The organism is Myxococcus qinghaiensis (genome assembly GCF_024198215.1).
Classification (GTDB): Bacteria; Myxococcota; Myxococcia; order Myxococcales; family Myxococcaceae; genus Myxococcus; species Myxococcus qinghaiensis.
Genome location: NZ_JAKCFA010000012.1, coordinates 125968 through 145808 on the forward strand (window position 1 = coordinate 125968; position 19841 = coordinate 145808).

Annotated in this window: 13 protein-coding genes and 2 pseudogenes; 10 read left to right on the plus strand and 5 right to left on the minus strand. The window is 68.4% G+C overall.

The annotated features are described in order from the left end of the window. Positions 1-81: 81 nt before the first annotated feature. Both LZ199_RS23290 and LZ199_RS23295 read left to right on the plus strand, forming a co-directional pair. Entirely contained in the window at positions 82-318 is a 237-nt protein-coding gene (locus tag LZ199_RS23290; protein WP_253995941.1) for a helix-turn-helix domain-containing protein, read from the plus strand. After that, on the plus strand, positions 305-1558 hold the full coding sequence (locus LZ199_RS23295) for a type II toxin-antitoxin system HipA family toxin (RefSeq protein ID WP_253995942.1): 1254 nt from the start codon (positions 305-307) through the stop codon (positions 1556-1558). Before LZ199_RS23290 ends, LZ199_RS23295 begins: the two co-directional genes overlap by 14 nt. A 72-nt stretch (positions 1559-1630) precedes the next feature. Here LZ199_RS23295 and sitA5 read toward each other — a convergent pair. The 3 genes and pseudogenes from sitA5 to epsE form a co-directional block, all read right to left on the minus strand. Further along, positions 1631-2617: pseudogene (gene sitA5 / locus LZ199_RS23300) on the minus strand (SitA5 family polymorphic toxin); the annotation flags it as partial. 112 nt (positions 2618-2729) lie between these two features. Beyond that, positions 2730-4292 carry a response regulator EpsF gene (epsF, locus tag LZ199_RS23305; RefSeq protein WP_253995943.1) on the minus strand — a complete coding sequence of 521 codons (1563 nt, stop codon included), beginning with the start codon at positions 4290-4292 and terminating at the stop codon, positions 2730-2732. Positions 4293-4676: 384 nt separating this feature from the next. Continuing rightward, positions 4677-5903, minus strand: coding sequence for an exopolysaccharide biosynthesis GT4 family glycosyltransferase EpsE (epsE, locus tag LZ199_RS23310; RefSeq protein WP_253995944.1), 1227 nt, complete (start codon positions 5901-5903; stop codon positions 4677-4679). Positions 5904-6060: 157 nt separating this feature from the next. Here epsE and LZ199_RS23315 point away from each other — a divergent pair, with 157 nt between their 5' ends. The 8 genes and pseudogenes from LZ199_RS23315 to LZ199_RS23350 all read left to right on the plus strand — a co-directional run bounded on the left by LZ199_RS23315 (position 6061) and on the right by LZ199_RS23350 (position 16711). Further along, positions 6061-6582: a hypothetical protein gene (locus LZ199_RS23315; RefSeq protein ID WP_253995945.1), complete on the plus strand. Its 522-nt coding sequence runs from the start codon at positions 6061-6063 to the stop codon at positions 6580-6582. Further along, on the plus strand, positions 6579-7607 hold the full coding sequence (epsD, locus tag LZ199_RS23320) for an exopolysaccharide biosynthesis glycosyltransferase EpsD (RefSeq protein WP_253995946.1): 1029 nt from the start codon (positions 6579-6581) through the stop codon (positions 7605-7607). The genes LZ199_RS23315 and epsD overlap by 4 nt, the downstream gene beginning before the upstream one ends. 5 nt (positions 7608-7612) lie before the next feature. Continuing rightward, positions 7613-8167 carry a serine O-acetyltransferase EpsC gene (gene epsC / locus LZ199_RS23325; RefSeq protein WP_256569373.1) on the plus strand — a complete coding sequence of 185 codons (555 nt, stop codon included), beginning with the start codon at positions 7613-7615 and terminating at the stop codon, positions 8165-8167. 37 nt (positions 8168-8204) lie between these two features. Further along, complete coding sequence (epsB, locus tag LZ199_RS23330; protein ID WP_253995947.1) at positions 8205-10550, plus strand: GH44 family glycoside hydrolase EpsB; 2346 nt, start codon at positions 8205-8207, stop codon at positions 10548-10550. After that, positions 10547-11359: an exopolysaccharide biosynthesis glycosyltransferase EpsA gene (epsA, locus tag LZ199_RS23335; protein WP_253995948.1), complete on the plus strand. Its 813-nt coding sequence runs from the start codon at positions 10547-10549 to the stop codon at positions 11357-11359. The genes epsB and epsA overlap by 4 nt, the downstream gene beginning before the upstream one ends. Before the next feature lie 139 nt (positions 11360-11498). Beyond that, a pseudogene (gene sitI6, locus LZ199_RS23340) lies at positions 11499-12218 on the plus strand (SitI6 family double-CXXCG motif immunity protein). Between the two features lie 154 nt (positions 12219-12372). Further along, positions 12373-14592, plus strand: coding sequence for a serine/threonine-protein kinase (locus tag LZ199_RS23345; RefSeq protein ID WP_253995949.1), 2220 nt, complete (start codon positions 12373-12375; stop codon positions 14590-14592). 70 nt (positions 14593-14662) lie between these two features. After that, a complete protein-coding gene (locus LZ199_RS23350) occupies positions 14663-16711 on the plus strand; it encodes a serine/threonine-protein kinase (RefSeq protein ID WP_253995950.1) in 2049 nt (682 codons plus the stop codon). 39 nt (positions 16712-16750) lie between these two features. Here the strand turns inward: LZ199_RS23350 and LZ199_RS23355 are convergent, their stop codons facing one another. Both LZ199_RS23355 and LZ199_RS23360 read right to left on the minus strand, forming a co-directional pair. Further along, the gene (locus LZ199_RS23355; protein WP_253995951.1) at positions 16751-17386 is read right to left on the minus strand and encodes a hypothetical protein; all 636 of its coding nucleotides are present in this window, start codon (positions 17384-17386) and stop codon (positions 16751-16753) included. A gap of 123 nt (positions 17387-17509) precedes the next feature. Further along, complete coding sequence (locus LZ199_RS23360) at positions 17510-19729, minus strand: phosphodiester glycosidase family protein (protein ID WP_253995952.1); 2220 nt, start codon at positions 19727-19729, stop codon at positions 17510-17512. Positions 19730-19841 lie beyond the last annotated feature (112 nt).

A 19841-nucleotide genomic window follows, 5' to 3' on the forward strand; every position in this document is an offset into this window, starting at 1 on the left:
TCGATTGAACCGAGGGGTCCGCAGGAGCGCTGGAAACCCATGCGAACGGATGGACCACCTGATGAGAACCCTTGGCTTCAAGTGCTCGCCCAAGCGGTTCGAACCCAGCGCAAGCGGCTGGGCCTCACGCAAATCGAGCTGAGCGACCTGGCCGGGTGTGGACCTGTCTTCATCTACGACGTGGAGAGCGGTCGCAAGTCGACCCTTCGACTCGACAAGCTTGTCGACGTGCTCAACGTCCTGGGACTCCAACTTGCAATCGAACGAGGAAACCAACGCCTGCATGTGAGCGAGCAACTGCGCGATGCGCCCCACTGATGTCCAAGTCGCCACCGTGTGGCGGGAGTCAACGCTCGTCGGGACCATCACCCGAACGACCCATGGGTCTGTCTTCGAATACGACGAGGCCTTCTTCGCACGGCACGGACAACAGCCGGGGGGAGCGGCAGTCCACCTTCCCTATCAGCGTCGACGTACCGAGACGCTGGGCACGAACCTCCACACCTACTTCGCGGGCCTGCTGCCCGAAGGGCTTCGTCTACGGGTGTTGCACCAGCGCGTGAAGACGTCGGAGGACGACCTGCTCAGCCTGCTGGTGGCCTCGGGGGCCGACACCATCGGCGACCTCTCGGTGGTCCCTCAAGGAGAGCAGCCATCAACGCAACCGTCGCCCATGGAGCGGCTGAACACGGAGGAGCTTCTCTTCTCTGAGTTGTTCGCACAGAGCCTCGCTCGAACAGCGGAGGGCCAGGAGGAGCCCACCATCCCCGGCGTCCAGGAGAAGGTCTCCGCATCCACAATCTCCTTCCCCCTCAAGCCAGCCGGGCGACATGCCTACGTCCTGAAGCTGAATCCTCCAGACAAGCCGCAGCTCGTACAGAACGAGCACTTCTTCATGCGCATGGCCCAGGACTGTGGCCTCAAGGTGGCCAGCACCCGACTCGTCCACGACAGGGAGAAGAACCCCGGTCTCCTCGTGCAGCGCTTCGATCGGGTCTGGCTGAAGAAGGAGAAACGCTTCCATCGCCTCCACCAGGAGGACGCCTGCCAGTTCCTCGACCGCTATCCCTCGGACAAGTACCGCATCCCCTGCTCCGACATCGCCGAGGGAATCCAGGACACATGCGCGGCGCCCATCCCCGACATGGCCCGCTTCCTCCTGCTCCTCGCCTTCAGCTACGTCATCGGCAACGGAGACCTCCACGCGAAGAACGTGAGCATCCTCGAAGACAGTCTGGTGGATGGCTTCCGACTATCTCCGGCCTATGACCTCCTGACCACGAGGCCCTATGGCGACACGCGCATGGCGCTGAAGTTCGAAGGCCGGGACGACAACCTCAAGCGGGCCCACTTCCTCGCGTTCGGTACTCGCTTCGGGGTGAAGGAAGGCGCCCTCGTGAAGCAGCTCGACAAGCTCTGTGCCGCCGCGACGCCATGGCTCGAGCGGCTCGATGAGATTGGCTTCGATGAACGGGAGACACGGCTTCTCCGGGAGACGATGAAGAAGCGACTCCAGGACCTCGCCGACGACTCCAAGTCCACCGCTGCCTCGTCCTGACCCTGGTTCGTGGGGCTCAATGGTACGCCCACCTGGGTCGCATCACCGAGCCGCCGGTTGAAGCCTCCTGGGACCACCGCGCACACCAGGTGCCAGCACCACGGAGAAGCCCTCCGTCGTCAGCGCCACTGACTCCACGCTCTGCAACGCACTGAAGGCGAAGCCCGCCTGCCCCTCGACGGCCGCCGCTGCCCGAGCCGACCCCGGCAACTCCGCCCCCTTCGCCGCCAGCCCCGCCGTGCGTCCCACCGCCGCGGTCGCCAGCAGCACGAAGACCCGCGCCGCGTTCTCCCCCAACACCTCTCCGTACGCCTCACCCGCCGCGCTCAGCTCCTCGAACGTGCGCGCCGCATCCACCCGCCGCACCATCACCACCCACGCATCCAACACCCGCCACATCGTGTCCACGCCCAGGTACGCCATCGCCGTCGCCGTCAGCAACGCCGCCATCCCTGTCGACAACGGCTCCGGCAAGGACCACAGGAGCAGGTACATCGCCACCGACGCCGTCAGCGTAGCGCGGACCGCGTGTGCATCCGCCAGGCCCTCCAGCGCCTCGCCCGTCTCCTCCCAGACCCCCTCCATCGCGATGGCCAGCGCGAGCGCGTACCTGCCATCACTCCCCAACAACGGCCCCTCCTCCAACAGGCGCAGACAGTCACCCCCCTGGTGCTCCCGCTCACACCAGCGCCCGTAGTCCCGCGTCAGCACCTCGTCCGCATACGACTCCAGCAACTGGGGCGAGGAAGCGTCGTCCCCATCCTCCCCCACCGGGACGAGCCTGCGGCCCTCATACAGATACACGCCGCCCCGCTCGGGAACGCCGAAGCGCTGCCGCGCCTCTCGCAACGGATGCGCGAAGGGCCTCACGTCCCGCGCGAGCCGCTCCACCGCCTCCGTGAACTCGTCCTCGTCCAGCTCCACGGGACTCGCGCCCTCGCTCGGCGTGTGGACCTTGGGCGAACCCGTGCCCGTGTCCAGACGCACCACCCGGGTCGTCGAGCAACCCGTCACCGAGAGCAACCCCAGACACACCACCAATACCCAACCACGACCCATCGCAGCCCTCCGGCACGGGCGCAAAAACCACCTGAGTGGTCATCACCCATACCAATGCGCTCCGACATTTCGGGCAGGGCACGGCTGACACGGCCGCGTCACCGCGCGGGCATCAACTCAAGGACCTCGGCAGCAGGATGTGGAGCGTGCTGCCCTCGCCCACGCGGCCCGCCGACTCCGCCCAGATGCGTCCTCCGTGGCGCTCGACGACGCCCCGGGCGATGGCCAGCCCCAACCCCAGCCCGCCGTAGGCCACGCCATGCGCGCGGCCGAAGCGCTCGAAGATGCTCTCCAGCCGGTCCGGGGGAATCCCCAGCCCATGGTCCTTCACCTCCACGTGCACCCACCCGGGCTCCGCTCTCGCGACCAGGTGGATGGCCCCTCCGTCCGGCGAGTAGCGCAGCGCATTCGACACCAGGTTGCTGAACACCTGGTCCAACCGCTCCCCGTCCGCCCGCAGCGACAGGCCCTCCGGTGCCGACACCTCGATGCTCCACCCTTCCGGCAGGGGCTCGAAGTGCTTCGCCACGTCGCGCAGGAGCACGCCCACGTCCACGTCGTTCTCGTCCAGGCGCAGGTCCCCCCGCTGCAGCCGCCCCACATCCAGCAGGTTCTCCACCAGTCGAGCCATCCGGCTCACGCTGCGATGGATGCCCTCCAGCGCCCGGTCCACGTGCGGCGTCAGCTCCGCCGCCGCCTTCACCTTCGCCAGGTCCGCATAGCTCCGCGCGGCCTGCAGCGGCGTGCGCAGCTCGTGCGCCGCCATGGTGAGGAACATGTCCTTCGCCTCGCTCGTCGCCCGCAGGGACTCCACCGCGCGCCGCGCGTCGTCGATGTCCGTCGCCGTCGATATCCACCCGACGAGCCGCCCCACCTCGTCCCGCTCCGGCAGCGTGCGACAGAGGAACCACCGGAACTCTCCGTCCGTCGCGCGGCGCAGCCGGTACTCCTGCTCCTTGGGCAGCCCCGAGCGCCGCAGGGCATTCCAGGTGAGCTGCACGCGCGCCACGTCCTCCGGATGGAAGCAGCGCAGGTTCTCCTCGCGCTGGCGAGCCTGCTCGGGCGACAGCCCCGCGTAGTCCAGCCAGCCCCGGTTGGCGTAGCTGATGGTGCCGTCCGCCAGCAGCGCCCAGACGAACTGAGGCATGCAGTCCAGCACCCGGCGGAACCGCTCCTCGCCGTGTCGCTCCAGCACCTTCCGCTCGCGCTCCCACAGCGCCGCCTCCTGCCGCTGCAAGGCCCGCTGCCTCAGGTGGAGCGCGACGAAGGACTCCGCCTTCCAGCGCAGCACGTCCGGATGGAACGGCTTCACGACGTAGTCCGCCGCGCCCGCCGCATACCCATGCACCAGGTTCGCCTCGTCGCGCCCATGCGCGGTGAGGAAGATGATGGGCGTATAGCGGGTGCGCTCCCGCTGCCGGATGATGCGAGCCGTCTCGAAGCCATCCATGCTCGGCATCTGCACGTCCAGGAGGATGAGCGCGAAGTCCTCACGCAAGAGCCACCGCAGGGCCTCTCTTCCCGACGACGCCTTCACCAGGCGCTGGCCCATCGGCTCGAGAATGGCCTCCAACGCCAACAGGTTCGAGGCATGGTCATCCACGAGCAGGATGCTGGTGCTGTGTGGCTCCACCTGGACGGGAGCGCGAGGGGTGAGCTGCTCAGTGCCTTCCAAGGCCGATCCTCCCTTCTCTCCCGAGGTCCCCATCGCAGTAATCAGCGGAGCCCCAAAGAGCAGTCCTCCACGACGCCTCGGCCCGTCTCGCCTCCGACGAGCCTGGGTCCGGTCGCCCGGTCGCCCAGCACTCGACGGAGCACGAGGACTCCGACGGTTCAGACACAAGGGTATGGAGCCAGGGACGCGTCGGCACGCTCTCCTGTCCGGAACATCGACGGGCGCGTGGCCAGGGCACGGGCGACTGAGCGGCACGGGTCCCCAAGGCCGCCCCCTGTCAGCCAGCGGCGCGGCTCCAGGAGGGCGCTCCCACGTCCCTCCGAGCCTCCCCGCCCGAGCCTGCCTCCTCGCGCGCCGGTGCACCCGCCCGCCGCGCGGCGCTGACTACACCACCGCGCGCTGGAGCATCAGCGCGAGCATGTCCGCGCTGCGCTCGCTGCTGAACTGCGTCTCCACCTTGCGGCGGCCGGCCTCGCCCAGGCGCTCGGCTTCCTTCGGATTCCGGGCCACCTGCTCCAGCTTCTCCGCGAGCACCCGAGGCTCCTGCGGCGGCACGAGCAGCCCGTCCACGCCGTCGTCCACCAGCTCCTTCACGCCGCCCGCGCCCGTCACCACCACCGGCGCGCGCATGGCCATGGCCTCCATGATGGCCACGCCCAGCGGTTCCTGGAGGCTCGCCAGCGCGAAGATGTGCGAGTGCTCGATTTCGCCCCGCACCTTGTCCTCGCCCACCGCGCCCAGCAGCGTCACCGCGTCGCCCAGCTTCGTCTCCGCGATTTTCGCCTCCAGCACCTTGCGGTACGTGGTGCCGCCCGCCTCGTCCTCGCCGGCAATCGCGAGCCGCGCGTCGAGGCCCTTCGCCCGCAGCATCCCGACCGCGTCGATGAGGTCCGCGTGCCCCTTGCAGGGGTTGAGGCGGCCACAGGAGAAGATGCGCAGCGGGCCCTCGCCCCGCCACGCCTCGTACGGCACCGAGCGGTTGAACTTGCTCAGCTCCACGCCCATGGGCGCCAGCTCGATGCGCGGGGGCAGGTGTCCGGCCAGCTCCTCGTTCACCTCGCCCAGGAGCTTCTTCGTGATGACGAAGGCGAACCTCGCGTGCCGCCACTTCTCCTTCTGGTTCGGCCCGTAGTCGTCCAGCGGCCCGTGCAGCGTGATGCTGTACGTCAGCCCCGACAGGAGATGGGCGAACATGGCCACGTGCGCGGCGTTGGCGCACGAGTGCACATGCACGTGCGACCACCCGCGCTCCCGCGCCAGCGACGAGAGCCGCCCGCCCATGACGGCGAAGGCGAGCAACTGCGCGCGCCCCTTCGCGTCCAGCCCCTCCGCGCGGGCGATGGACGCCAGGCAGCGGGCCCACCCCGTGGGCATGGCGCGAGCCACCTCCGCCGCGGCCTTGAGCACGCCCAGGGGCCCCGGAGGTGACAGGTACTCCGTGCGGGACATCGCCTCACGCGCCCAACTGTGCGAAATGATGCGCGCGGGCGGGGGACGGGTGGAGACCAGCTCCGGTGTCACGCCCTTGCCCGGCAGCGCCTGCAGCTCTCGCCAGAAAAAGATGTGGGTCTGTCCGGGAAACTCAGGGATGAGATAACCAATCTTCTGCACGAACTTTCCATAACACGCCCGCCCCCACGCCCCCACGCTCCCCGGGCGGCGAGCCCCGGAAATCACCGGGGGCAGGTCGATAGACACCCGCTCCCCTGCCCGCCCGGGCAGGTCGTTGGGCCGACGCCATGCGTTGCGCTATACCGGGCGGCGCTCCATGGCCGATTCCAGCGCACCCTCCACTCCCTCGGACGCCGAGGTTCCCGACAGCACCGTGCCTTCCCCGGCGCTGCAACGGCTGTGGTTCGCCCTGGAGCGCACCGGCTGGGCCTGGCTCACCGTGGTCCCCGCCCACCCGGGCGCCCCCGCGCTGGAGGCGGCCACCGCCATCCTGGAGGCCGGCGCCCCGTACGCGGCCACGCAGAAGATCCACCTGGAGGACGCCACCGGCATCTCCCCCGCGGACGCGCCTCGCCGCGTGCTGGAGCTGCGCGAGCGCGTCGCCCGGGGTGAGCGAGTCATCGCCGTCATCGACTCCGTCCTCACCCGCCCCGCGAGCCTCCCCCTGGCGCTCGCCTCCGACGGCGTCCTCCTGTGCGTCACCCTGGGAGAGACGGACTTCGGCTCGGCCCGCAAGACGATGGAGTTCATCGGCGCGGAGCGCTTCGTGGGCAGCGTCACCTTCCCTCGGCCGAAGAAGAAGGGCCGGGCCTCGTCGTCCAGGAAGAAGAAGCCATGACGTCTTCTGACGCCCCGTCGCCCCGTCTCAGCGTCGTCGTCGCCACCTACAACCGGCTCCCCCTCATCTCCCGACTGCTGGAGCAGTTCGCCACGCAGACGCTCGCGCCCGAGCGGTTCGAAGTCGTCGTCGTGGACGACGGCTCCAAGGAGCCGGTGAAGGAGCCGCTGCTCGCCCTCGCCGCGAAGCTGCCCTACGCCCTGCGCGTGGAGGTGCAGGCCAACGCGGGCGCCGCGGCAGCCCGGCACCGGGGCGTGCTGGCCGCGCGCGGGGAGGTCGTCCTCGTCACGGACGACGACATGCAGGTGGCCAACGACTTCCTGGAGCGGCACCTGGCGCACCACCCGGAGGGCTCGCGCCACGTGGTGCTCGGCCGCATCCGGCCGGACCCGTCCATTGGCGACATGCCGCTGTTCGAGCGCTGGTACGCGTACCTCAACCACCGCATGGCGGAGGAGCTCTCCGTCCCCGGAGCGCGCGCGCACGGCAACCACCTGTACACCGGCAACGTGTCCTTCCACCGCGCGGACTACGTGGGCGTGGGCGGCTTCGACAAGTCGCTGGGCCAGTCCGAGGACGTGGAGCTGGGCGTGCGCCTGGAGAAGGCGGGCTGCTCGTTCGTCTTCGCCAGCGACGCGTACGTGCTGCACGGCAGCGACCACGTGTCCTTCGAGCGCTGGCTCAAGCGCGCGCACCGCTACGGCATGTTCGACACGCAGGTGGCGCGCAAGCACCCGGACGTGCGCGGCGTGAATCCGTGGCGGCTCCTGTTCGAGACGAACCCGCTGGCGCGCCCGCTGCTCGCGGCCACCGTCGTCGCGCCCCAGGCCACTCGGCTGTTGACGGGCGCGGTGATGAGCGCGGCGAAGGCGGCGGACAGGCTGGGGCTGGAGAAGGCCGCGTTCGCTGGCACGTCGGTGGTGTATGGCATGGAGTACCTGCGCGGCGCTCGCAACGAGGCCGGTGGATGGACTGGCATCGCCCGCGAGGTTGCTCGCTACCTTCAGGGCGGAGGGAGTCGATGAACATCATGAAGTCGAAGCGCTCGATGCTCGGCGCGCTGATCTCCGATGCACTGGAGCTGGCGCAGGCCGCCAACGGCGACACCGGCGCGAAGTCCATCGCGCGGATGGTGCTCACCAGTGATTCGTACCGCATCACCGCGCTCAACCGCGCCCGCGAGGCGGCGCTCGACTACCACATCCCCCTGGTCAACCACGTGCTGCGCGTGGCGCAGACGGCGGTGATGGGGATTGAGATTGGCAAGGACGTCACGCTCGGCAAGGGCGTGTACTTCGTGCACAGCCTGGGCATCGTCATCGGCGGCGACGCGCGCATCGGCGACAGGGTGCGCTTCTACGGCAACAACACCGTGGGCACCGCCAAGGACAACGGCTACCCGACCATCGAGGACGATGTGTGGATTGGGGCCGGGGCGCGCATCCTCGGGCCGATCCGCATTGGCGCGCGCTCGCGGATTGGCGCGAATGCGGTGGTGCTCCAGGACGTTCCGCCGGACAGCGTGGCCGTGGGCATTCCCGCCCGCGTCTTCCCGCGCAAGGACACCGACGACGTGGTGCTGTGAGGCGCGCCTCAAGGCGGGCCCGGGGGAGATGACACTCATGGTGGACGGTGTGAAGGGTGCGCGGAGCAAGGCGGGCGCGGCCGTGCTGACGTGCGCGCTCGTGGCCGGTGGCTCGGTGGCGGTGGCGCGGGGACTCCAGGCTGACGGCACGGGTGGCTCCGGCGCGGAGCCCGCGGCACAGAAGACGACGGGCGACTCGAAGCCCTCGGCACAGAAGACGACGGGCGATGCGAAGCCCTCGGCACAGAAGACGACGGGCGACTCGAAGCCCTCGGCGCAGAAGTCGGGCGACGCGAAGCCCGCGGCACAGCAGGCGACGGGCGACGCCAAGCCCGCAGCCGGAGCGGCGCCGACGGAGAAGGCCGCCACGCTGGAGACGCTCTACGACGGGGGCCTGGGCACCGGGTGGAAGGACATCGGCTGGGCGCAGCGCGAGCTGCCTCGGGGCGCTCCGGCGCGCATGCGCCTGTTCAACTATGGCGGGTGGATTCTGTACCGCCCGAAGCTGGAGGGCTCGTTCGGCGCGCTGTCCCTGCGCCTCAGCGCTCCCGAGTCCTACGGCGAGTTCCTGGAGGTGCGGCTGGACGCGCAGGGCTCCACCTCCTTCCCGCGCATCCCGATTACCTCCGAGCTCCAGGTCCGCAAGGACGGCGAGTGGGCGGAAATCCTCATCCCCATGGAGCTGCTCAACCCGCGTGGCGAGGCGTTCGACCGCGTGGTGCTGCGCGCGTCCAAGGACGTGGGGCGCGACTGGGTGCTCTTCGACAAGGTGTCGCTGGTGCCGCTGCCTCCCGAGGTCGCCGCCGCGCTCGCCGCGGGCGGAGGACGCACGGGCAAGGGCACCGGTCGCGAGACGAAGCTGACCATCGACTGCACCGCGCCGGGCCACCGCATCAGCCCGCTCATCTACGGCATCGCCATGGATGGCCTGCGCGAGAAGAAGGACCAGCACCAGTACCGCATGGGCGCGACGACGCGCCGCTGGGGCGGCAACCCCACGTCCCGCTACAACTGGAAGCTGGGCGGCGCGTGGAACACGGCCAACGACTGGTTCTTCCAGAACGTGGACATCGGCCTGGGCTACCAGGACTTCATCGACTCCAACCGCAAGCACGGCATGATGTCCGCCGTCACGGTGCCGCTGCTCGGCTGGGTGGCCAAGGACACGACGTCCGTGGGCTTCCCGGTGTCGAAGTTCGGTCCGCAGCGCGGCGAGGACAACGGCTCCGGCAACGGCGTCACGCGCGACGGCACCCCGCTGAAGCCGGGCGCGCCCTCCCAGACGAGCACCGAGGCCTCGCCCGAGTTCGTCGCCGAGTGGGTCCGCACCATCCGCGAGCGGGACATCGCGCGCGGTGGCGAGCGCAACGTCCGGATGTACATCCTGGACAACGAGCCCATGCTCTGGAACTCGACGCACCGGGATGTCTTCCCGGAGCCGCTGACGTACGACGGGCTGTTGTCCCGGACGATTGCGTACGGCACCGCGGTGCGGAAGGCGGACCCGGACGCGCTCATCGCGGGCCCGGCCGAGTGGGGCTGGACGAACTACTTGTGGTCGGCCGCGGACTTCGCGCCGGGCAAGGCACCACACTCGGACCGCCGCGCGCACGGGGATGTGCCGTTGTTGCCGTGGTACCTGCGGCAGCTGCGCGAGCACGAGAAGAAGACGGGCGTGCGCATCCTCGACGTGGTGGACGTGCACTTCTACCCGCAGACGAACGTCGGCGTGGGGTTGGAAGGCAACACGGACCCGGAGACGAACGCGCGGCGCATCCGGTCGACGCGGGGCCTGTGGGACCCGACGTACAAGGACGAGTCCTGGATTGCGGAGCCGGTGCGCCTGTTGCCGCGCCTCAAGGAGTGGATTGCCCAGAACTACCCGGGGCGGAGCATCTCCATCGGCGAGTACAACTTCGGCGCGTTCGGCCACATGAGCGGCGGACTGGCGCAGGCCGAGGCGCTGGGTCGCTTCGCGCAGGAGAACATCTACTCCGCGTACTTCTGGCAGTACCCCACGAATGGCAGCCCGGTGTTCTGGGCGTTCAGGGCGTTCAGGGACTTCGACGGGCGCGGTGGACGCTTCCAGGACTACTGGGTGTCGGCGAAGGCGGAGGAGGGCACCAGCGTGTTCGCCTCGCGAGACGAGTCGGGGACGAAGCTGGTGGCGGTGGTGTTGAACTTCGACCCGGACCAGGCCGCGCAGGCGAAGGTGGAGCTGAAGGGTTGTGGGACGCTCGAGGGTGCGCGCGTGCTGGGGTATTCGGGCGCGCCGGGTGGATTCCTGGAGCAGACGGCTGGAAGCAAGACGGCGGGGACGCTGACGCAGCGGCTGCCGCCCTACTCGATGACAGTGCTTGATTTGACGGTGAAGAAGCCATGAGTGCCGCGACCCCTGAGACTCCGAAGCCGACGCCGTTTTCCACGGGCCGCCCGCGCCTGAACATTGGCAAGCTGGCCATCGACCAGCTCACGTTCGAGGACGCCGTGCAGCAGATTGGCCGACTGGTCGATTTGCACCAGGGCGGCTACGTGTTCACGGCCAACGTGGACCACGTGGTGCTGGCGGAGGACAACGCGCAGTTCCGCGAGGCGTACTCGCGCGCCACGATTTCGGTGGTGGATGGGATGCCGATTGTCTGGGCATCGAAGGCGATGGACGTGACGCTGCCCGAGCGCATCGCCGGCTCGGACTTGATTCTCCCGCTGATGAAGCTGGGGGCGGAGCGCAAGTGGCGGGTGTTCCTGCTCGGCGCGGGCCCTGGGGTGGCGGAGAAGGTGGCGAAGCAAGTGGGCGAGCAGTTCGGCGTGGAGGTGGTGGGGTGGGACTCGCCGATGGTGAAGACGGACGCGGGTGACGCGCAGAACGACCCGATTGTGGCGAGGATTCGGGAGAAGGACCCGCATCTGCTCTTCGTGGCGCTGGGGAGCCCGAAGCAGGAGGTGTGGATTTCGCAGGTGGCCGGGAAGCTGGGGCCCACCGTGGCGATTGGCATTGGAGCGGGGTTCGACTTCATCGCCGGCACGGCGAAGCGCGCGCCGCAGTGGATTGCCAATGCGGGCTTCGAGTGGCTGTACCGCCTGGTGAATGAACCCAAGCGCCTGTGGCGCCGGTACATCCTGAATGACTCGCGCTTCGCCACGATTCTGGTCCGTGAGTTCTGGCAGCGGACGGGTGGGAAGCCGGAGTAGCCACCTGCAATGAGGCAGCGGTGGCGTGCCGCATCCCCGGTGAGGACTCGTGCGTCACCCTGGCTCTCCAGGGTGATACCTGTGGCTGGAACGGAACTCCCAAGCAGCTCGTTCCACCCGCCCCGGAGCGTGAGCACGGATGAGCCGGTTCTTCTGGGTACGTGAGGACGACGAAGTCGCCGAGCAGCACGGAGGCGAAGTCCACGGCGCGCACAGGTGGAAGCTGCCTGGAGCGAAGTGCCACACCTGCGGCGTCACCTGGAGCGGAGCAGGCCACACGTATCCCTGCGTCGACCTCTCATCGCATCCCGAACAGCATGCCTACGGACGAGCCCGGCCCGAGCCCTTCATCGAGTTCGCACGCCTGCGTGAACAGGTCCGGTCTCTCGCACCCACGCACGCCCCGCTACCGCCCGGTACGAGATTCGGTCCGCTGGTAGGCACCGCCTCCGGCAATCTGGCCGACTTCGTGTGGCTCATCGACGTGCTGCTCCTGCACCGCGACGCGCTGGAACGACTCCAGGCGCAACATCCACTCGGGCTGAGGGGCTGTCGTACGGAGCTGCGCTGACGGAAGAAGAATCCACCCGAGCTGCTGGAGCTCCAGTTGGAGCCTCATGGCCGGCTGCACCCTGACTGCGTCCCCGCCGATGTCCTTCCTCCCTGTCAGACCTGCGGCCGGTTCGCCCTCTCTCGGCCAGCGGCCCCCATCCTCGATGTGACCTCACTTCCGACCGACATCGACCTATTCCGAGTGGGCAACTTCGCGACCATGGTCGTCGGCACCGAGCGCTTCGTAGAGGCGATCCTCTATCTGGCATTGACGGGCCTCACGTTCCGCGAGTTGCCTGCTCGATGAGACGAAGAGGTCCCGCGGGTCTCTTTTGCTCCAGGAGAGTCCTCCCGCATCCCATGTGGTCAATGTCTGACACACCCAGGTCAAACACCTCTTCCCCTTCCCCTCGTTTTCATTGAAGCGCCTCACACGTCGGCACTAGGGTCCGCCCAAACAGATGGACACGAGCCAGACGACGCGGGGAGAACGAGGTCCACGGGTCAATGACTCGCTGATCTCGACGCAGGTCAATGACTTCATCATCGAGGAACGCATCGGTGAAGGAGGCATGGGCGTGGTCTATCGCGCTGTCCATCCTTTGATTGGCAAACAAGTCGCCATCAAGGTGCTCCGCGCCGAGTACGTCGCCCAGCAGCAGGTGGAACGTCTGATTATCGAGGCGCGCGCCGTCAACTCCATCCGCCACGCGGGCATCATCGACATCTTCGGGTTCGGACGCCTGCCCGACGCGCGGCCCTACATCATCATGGAGCTGCTGCGCGGCCAGTCCTTGTCTACGTCCCTCAAGCAGCTCGGACGCCTGGACCCCAACACGACTGTCTGGATTCTCGACCAGATTCTCTCGGCGCTCGGGGCCGCGCACAAAGCGGGCGTGGTGCATCGGGACATGAAGCCCGGCAACGTGTTCCTCGCGGAGACCCTCGACGGCTCGCGCGCAGTCAGGCTCGTCGACTTCGGCATCGCCAAGCTGGTGCGGGACCACGACGGCCCCACCACCGTGGACGGAACCATCCTCGGGACCCCCGAGTACATGGCCCCCGAGCAGATTCGTGGAACCACCGTCTCTTCCGCGACCGACCTCTACGCCGTCGGCATCATGGCCTTCCAGATGCTGACCGGTGAGCGCCCATTCAAGGGTGAGCAGGTCCAGGTGCTCTTCGCCCATGTCGAGCAGCCACCGCCGCTTCCCTCCTCGCGGGCGCCCGGCATCCCTCCCGAGCTCGACACGATCGTGCTGCATCTGCTCGCCAAGGACCCCGCCATGCGCCCGGAATCCGCTGAGGCCGTGCGCGAGGCCTTGAGACGGGTTCCACCCACTGTCCTCCCTCCGCTCGGCACCGGCCCCACCGGCGTCCTCCAGCCCGCCGCCCGCGAAAGCGAGACGAAGTCCACCTGGTCCAAGGGGAAGCTCGCCCGCCCCACGGCACGACCCAGACGCGTCTGGATGGCGGTCGGCGGCGCGCTCCTCACCGCCGGTGCGGCGGCGACATTCCTCCTCTCGCCTTGGAAGTCCGGAGGCACCTCGGGCTTGGAGGCGACGCCTGTCGCGGCCACTGCCCACTCGGCGGATGCGCCACGTCAGAAGCCTCGGGAACACGCGCTCGTTCCAGTCCCGCCGCCTCCCACGCAGCAGGCCTCCGCGGACACCGCACCCGATGGCACTCCCACCTCCGCTCAACATCTCGCGGCCAACGCTCCGAGCCCCGACTCGCAAGGCGCGACTCCACCCACGCCCGCTGTCGTCGAGGAGCGCGCGCAACCATCGACCTCGCTCGCGCTCAAGCCTCCTGCTGCGCCTGCTGGCCCCGAGGGGAACTCACAGCCATCCGCCTCGATGGCGCTCAAGGCTTCCGCCACACCCGCAGTCTCCCATGGGCACGACTCCACCACATTAGCTGTGCAGAAGGCCGCGCCCTCCACGCCGCCAGCCACCTCCGTCGCGGACAAGCAGCCCGTCTCCGACGAGCCGTCCACCACGCCGAGGCACCCCGCCGCCTTTCTCCATCGCGGCACGACGACACCCTGGGACTCCAAGCTGGTCCAGCGCGTCTACAACCTCGAGGAGCGCTACCTGAAGCAGACCTCGGGCCGTGCCCCTTCCGCCGACTTCGAACTGGGGCTCAAGCTCGTCCACGCACGCGCTCTCCAGGCGGGAACGAAGGCCGAGAGCTCACGGGTAAGCTCGACCATCACCACGCTGGCCAAACAACTGAGCACACTCCAGACCTCCAAGCTCGCACCGCAAACCGCTCCGCCGACCTCCCCAGTCTCGTCAGCACAGCCAGTCTCGTCAGTGCCACCCATCTCGTCAGCGCAGCCAATCTCGCGAGCCGCCTTGCCGCCAGCGGACACGACTCCCGCGCCCACGCCGCCCCCTCTGCCCACGGTGACCCTTCGTGCGCCGGGGCCCGTGCTGGAGATGCTCACGACCCCTGCCCTGACTCCCAGCGACGACAAGCTGGCGCGACGATTCATCCACTTCAAGGCGGTGTACCTTGAGCGCTCGACCAAGCATGAGATCCCCTTGGCCATCGAGGAGTCGCTCGTCCGCCTCCACGGCCTCGCGCTGAAAGCGGAGACCGCCACGGAGCGCATGGACGTGCACCGGGCACTCGATGCCTGGAAAGCAGAGCTGGACCGCGCCGCGCCGAAGTGACCCGCCGGCCCTTCACGCGCCGACGCTCTATCAGCGATAGGCGTAGGCCCACCCAAGGCGCCCCCTACCGATGACCGCTCGGGACAACTCCCTGAAGTTTGAAGCCGCTCCGGCAGCCCCTTCCATCGACACGCTGCTTGGCGCCCAGGTGGGTGAATTCATCGTCGAGGAGCGCATCGGCTCCGGCGGGATGGGCGTGGTCTATCGCGCGACGCACCCGCTGATTGGCAAGCAGGTCGCCATCAAGGTCTTGCGAGCGGAGTTCGTGTCCCAGCAGCAGGTGGAACGTCTGCTCATCGAGGCGCGGGCCGTCAATGCCATACGCCACCCGGGCATCATCGACATCTTCGGCTTCGGGACCCTGCCGGACGGTCGTCCCTACGTCATCATGGAGTTGCTGCGAGGTGACTCGCTCTCCGCCTTCATCCGCCGACACGGCAGACTCGATGTCGAGACGACTGTTTGGATTCTGGACCAGATGATGGGCGCGCTGGGCGCCGCCCACCGCGCGGGCATCGTCCACCGCGATTTGAAGCCTGGGAATGTCTTCCTCGCCGAGCCCCTGGATGGAGGACCCCGCTCCGTCAAGCTGGTCGACTTCGGCATCGCCAAGCTCGTGCGCTCGCACGAGGGTCCCACCACTCTGGAGGGCTCCATCCTCGGCACCCCGGAGTTCATGGCTCCGGAGCAGATACGAGGAGAAGAGGTCAGCGCCGCGACGGACCTCTACGCGGTCGGCGTCATGGCGTTTCAGATGCTGACGGGCGTCCGCCCCTTCCAGGGTGAGCCGTTCCAGATTCTCTTCGCCCACGTCGAGCAGCCGCCCCCTGTCCCTTCTTCGCGAACCCCCTCCGTTCCGCCGGAACTCGACACCCTCGTCCTGCACCTGCTCGCCAAGGACCCTGCCCTGCGCCCCGAATCCGCGGAGGCTGTGCGGCAAGCCTTGCGACGCGCTCCCAGTCCCATACCTCCACCTGGGAGACCGAGCCCCACCGGGAGAGCCGAAGAACCCGAGGCAAAGACGGTGTCGCACCGACGCCCCACCCCGCCTAGACCCGCGCGCGGAAGATGGGGCTGGGTCGTCGGTGCGAGCGCTCTCGCTGGACTGGGTGGCGCCAGCGTCTATCTGTTCGCGCAACGCACTCCGGTCGAAGTCCACGCGGTGGTCGACTCCCCACCCACGCCCTCGCTTCAAGTCGCGGCGGCGCCCGTGCTGCCCACACCTGTCGCCGAGGAGCAGGCGCAGCCACCTCCGGACATCGAGATGGAAGCAGCGACATCGGACTCGTCGCTCCTCCTGGCTCCGGCGGCCGTGGTCGTTTTCCCCGTGACGCCAGGGAGCAAACCCAAGCTGTTGGCCACGGGAAAGCCGCGCGCCAGCAGAGCGCGCGTAAAGGATGAGCCACTGACGCTCACGACATCAGGCGCGATTGAGGAAGCTTCTATTCAAACGCTCGACGAAGTCCTGGCGCGGCGAGCCCGAGCCAGCGCGCCCGCAGCAGCATCAACGGCGGTGGCTCTCCCGCCAGTGGAGCACGCCTCCACCACACCACCAGCGCAGGTTGCCGCCACGAAGAGCGCGGTGGAAACACCACCTTCACCTCCACCCGCCCGGTTGGCCCCAGCGCCTCCCGACACCTTCCTTCCTCGCACTGGCGAGACCGCTGCGAATCGGTCCCTGCTCGCAAAGGTCTACGAGTTGGAGGCCACCTATCTGGCGACGGTGAAAGAAACGGGTGCCAGGCCCGAAATCAAGACATCGCTGATTCAAATCCACCAGCAAGCACAGCACAGCGACACCACGAACGAGGTCCGTGAAGTAGTACGTACCCTCAAGGCACTGCAACAACAACTCCTAGCGGCCCCCCCGGAAGATGAGCGGCTGAAGAAGGATCTGAGCGACCTGCAGGCGCGACTCACTCTTGGGAAGAACGTGTTGAGTCAACGCGCGGGAAACCATGCAGTCCCTCCGGCCGCGCTGAAAGAGTTGGCCCGCCTCCAGGAGCAACTGACGCGCGTCTGGAAGATGACGGGCGCGGAACGATTCACCTTCAGAGAGCAGATCTCTGAATGGGAATCCACCTATGTGAATCCCCAGGACGTGGCCCAGCCCCCCTGATTCCCAGTCCGATGTGACGTGGGGAGCGCTCGCCCGCGCTCAGACGCTCACGGACTGCATCATCTCCGAGGGCTTCATCATCGGCATGCCCGACGCGGATTGCATCGTGCTGTCGGACTGCATGCCGTTCGCGGACTGCGTCCGGCCCATCATCCTCTCCATGTCCGGCCGGACCTGCCCGCTCTCGTAGGACGACCGCGACTTCCCGTTGGGCCCGACCTCCGGATTGTTGCCGTACGGCGGCTTCTGCCCCGCCTCGCCCGCCGCCTCATTCGCCTTCTGCTTGGCCCTCTCCGCGCGACGGGCGGTCTCGAGCTCCTTCGCCGCGGCGGCCTGGTACTTCTCCTTCGCCTGGGCCAGCTTCGCCTCGGCCACCTTCTCCGCCGCCTGCGCCTCCGCGAGCGCCTTCTTCGAAGCTTCCCGCTGCTCCGGCGTCTGCTTCGGAGCATTCGCCTTCTTCTCCGCCTCTTCCCGCGCCCGCGAGGCCTGCGCCTCCGCCCTCTTCGCGGCCTCGGCCTGCAGACGCGCCTGCTTCGCCGCATCCTGCGCCGCCCTCGCCGCCTTGATTGCCGCCTCCGCCTGCTTGCGCGCCTCGTCCGCGCGCTGCGCGTCATCCGTCTTCGGGCCCTGCTGGCGCATCGACGAACGGCCATCCACCTTGGTCAGCGAATTCATGGGCGCTTCCTCCGAGAGCGATGAGGGACAGACACCCCTTCTTCGCCAGAAGCGCCCACACGGTTACATCCAGGATTACTTTTGGGAGGCCCGGCCCACACCCAGGCCCCCGCGCGCCTCACGTCACGGCAGGCTCAGCTTCAATCCGAAGGGAATGGTCTGGTCCTTGATGGCGCCAGGGTCCACCTTCACCTGGTCATCCCGCACCAGCGTGGCCGAGTCCGAGCCGTCGAACGACACCGCGTCATCCACCCCCAGCTTCACCAGCGAGTCGCGAATCTCCGCGAGCGTCTTGCCCGGCTTCTTGCCGTCCTCCTGCGCGACCAGATACGTCGTGCCCGTGTCCCGGTCGTAACCGACGATGACCTTCCCGACCTCGGTCCCCCGCTTGTCCTGCGCCTTGAAGCTCTCGTTGTTCCGCTGCGTCAGGTCGGACGCATACGCCCCCGGGTCTCCCGTGAGCGGCGCCGCCGAGGACGTCCCCGGCTTGTACTGATTCCCGTCGCCATACGGCGTGTTGTTGATGATGACCGGCACCGCGCCACCAAAGGCCACCTTCGAATCCGCCGGCGGATCTCCCTGCCCGAACTTCAGGCCACTCGACGTCCACGCCGCATAGAACCGGTCCGGTGACGACTCACCCCCAATCACCTTCCCGTTCTCAATCACCTGCCCCACCGGACTGTCTCCGAAGAGGGCGAAGTCATAGAAGCTGGTGTTGACGATGGTGTCGCTCCCCGGCTGCCGGCCCTCGCTCTGCGCCACGTCCGTGAAGGACGGCGAGGCCCCGGGCACATGCATCCGCCCACCCCCCAGGAAGTCGAAGGCACTGCCCCCGTGCTCGACGACGGACGGCGTGGCGTTCCGCATCGCCACGACGTGGATGCCATCGGCCTCGAACTCCACTGGCTGACGCGGATTCGCGTCGATGCGCTCCGTCACCGCCGCGGACAGCCGCTTGCCGTCCTCCGCCGTCGCCGGCAACTTCAGCTCCTGCGTCCGCGCCGAGTTCCGCGCCTCGCGCAGCAACACGTCCGAATTGGCCGCCGAGCGCCGCAACGTGATGTCTCCGTTGCCCGGCAACGCGTAGCCGTCCGTCTTCTCGCCGGGCAGCTCCGGATAGGACGCGTCGTCCACCACCTTCACCTCGACCCCGCGCGCATCCAGGTCCGCGAGCGCCTTCTGGCCCTCGGGCGTGGCGCCCAGCTCCTGCCGCAGTCGGTCGACAGTGGCCTTGTTCGCCTCTTCCTTCAGTCGCTGCGTCGTCGCGTTGTAGCCGTCGCGAATCTCCTGGCGCAGGCCCCCGTTCGGGATGTCCGTCACATCCGGCGGGCCCTTCTTCACGTGCGCGTCGTAGCGGTCCCACGCCTCCTTCTCCGGCGCGCTCGCGTCCGCGACCATCATCGACTGGAGCTCGGGCGACAGCTTCGCCCTGTCCAGCTCCGCGGCGCGCTCGGGTGAGCCGGGCGGCGTGTCGAAGATGCGCTTCGCATCCGTCGCCGACACCGTGCCCGCTTCCGTGTACTGCGGCTGCGCCTTCTTGTACGCGTCCAGCGACTCGTACGACTTGTTCGTCGTCGGGTCCAACACCTGCTCACCCTGGCGCACCACCACGTGCCCCGTCTGCCCTTCCGTCCCCGTCCGCTGGTCCTTCAGGAAGACCATCTCCGAGCGCCCCAGCAGCTCCGGCGACGCCTTGTCCACCCAGTCCGCCGCCGTATCCAGGCAGTTGACCTTGCCGTCCTTCGCGTCCTCCGTGAGCAGCGACGATGCCTCCGGAGGCGCCGACACGTTGCCCAAGAGCTTGTCGCGCAGCTCGGTGCTCGAAGCGGCCTCGAAGCTCGACGCCGACGTGTCCCGCACCGCATTGGACGTGACGCCCTTGAGGCGCTGCTCGTCATACGGTGGCGCCAGGCCCTGCGCGGTGGCTTGCGTGTTCGCCTCCTGCATGGCGCCCTGCGCACGCTGCGCGGAGCGCGCGGCCTTCTCCTCCGCGTCCTGCCGCGCCTCCTCGGCCCGAGCCGCTCGCTGCGCGGAGAGCTTCTCCGCCCGCTGCGCCTCCACCGCTTCCTTCCGGGAGGCCTTGGCCTCTTTCGGAGTCTGCCCGGGCGCCTCGGCCCGCGTCTTCGCCTTCGCCGCGTCCGCCTGCGCCTTCTGCTGCGCGCGACGCGCGGCCTCCGCTGCCCTTCGCGCCTCCTCGGCCGCTCGACGCGCCGCCTCCGCTGCCTTCCTCGCGGCCTCCGCGCGCCTTCGAGCCTCCTCCGCACGTCGGGCCGCATCCGCTCCCGAGGCCCCCGACGAAGTCGTCGGCGAGCCACCTCGAATCGCTGTCGTGCCGCCCATGCCTCACCCCCTGCTGGGAAATCGAGACCGTCCTTTCATTCTCGACTCGGGGACTTCCCAGATTCGCCGCGCGCGCGGGACGGGGCGTGTCTGTCACCCCGGAGACACCCGC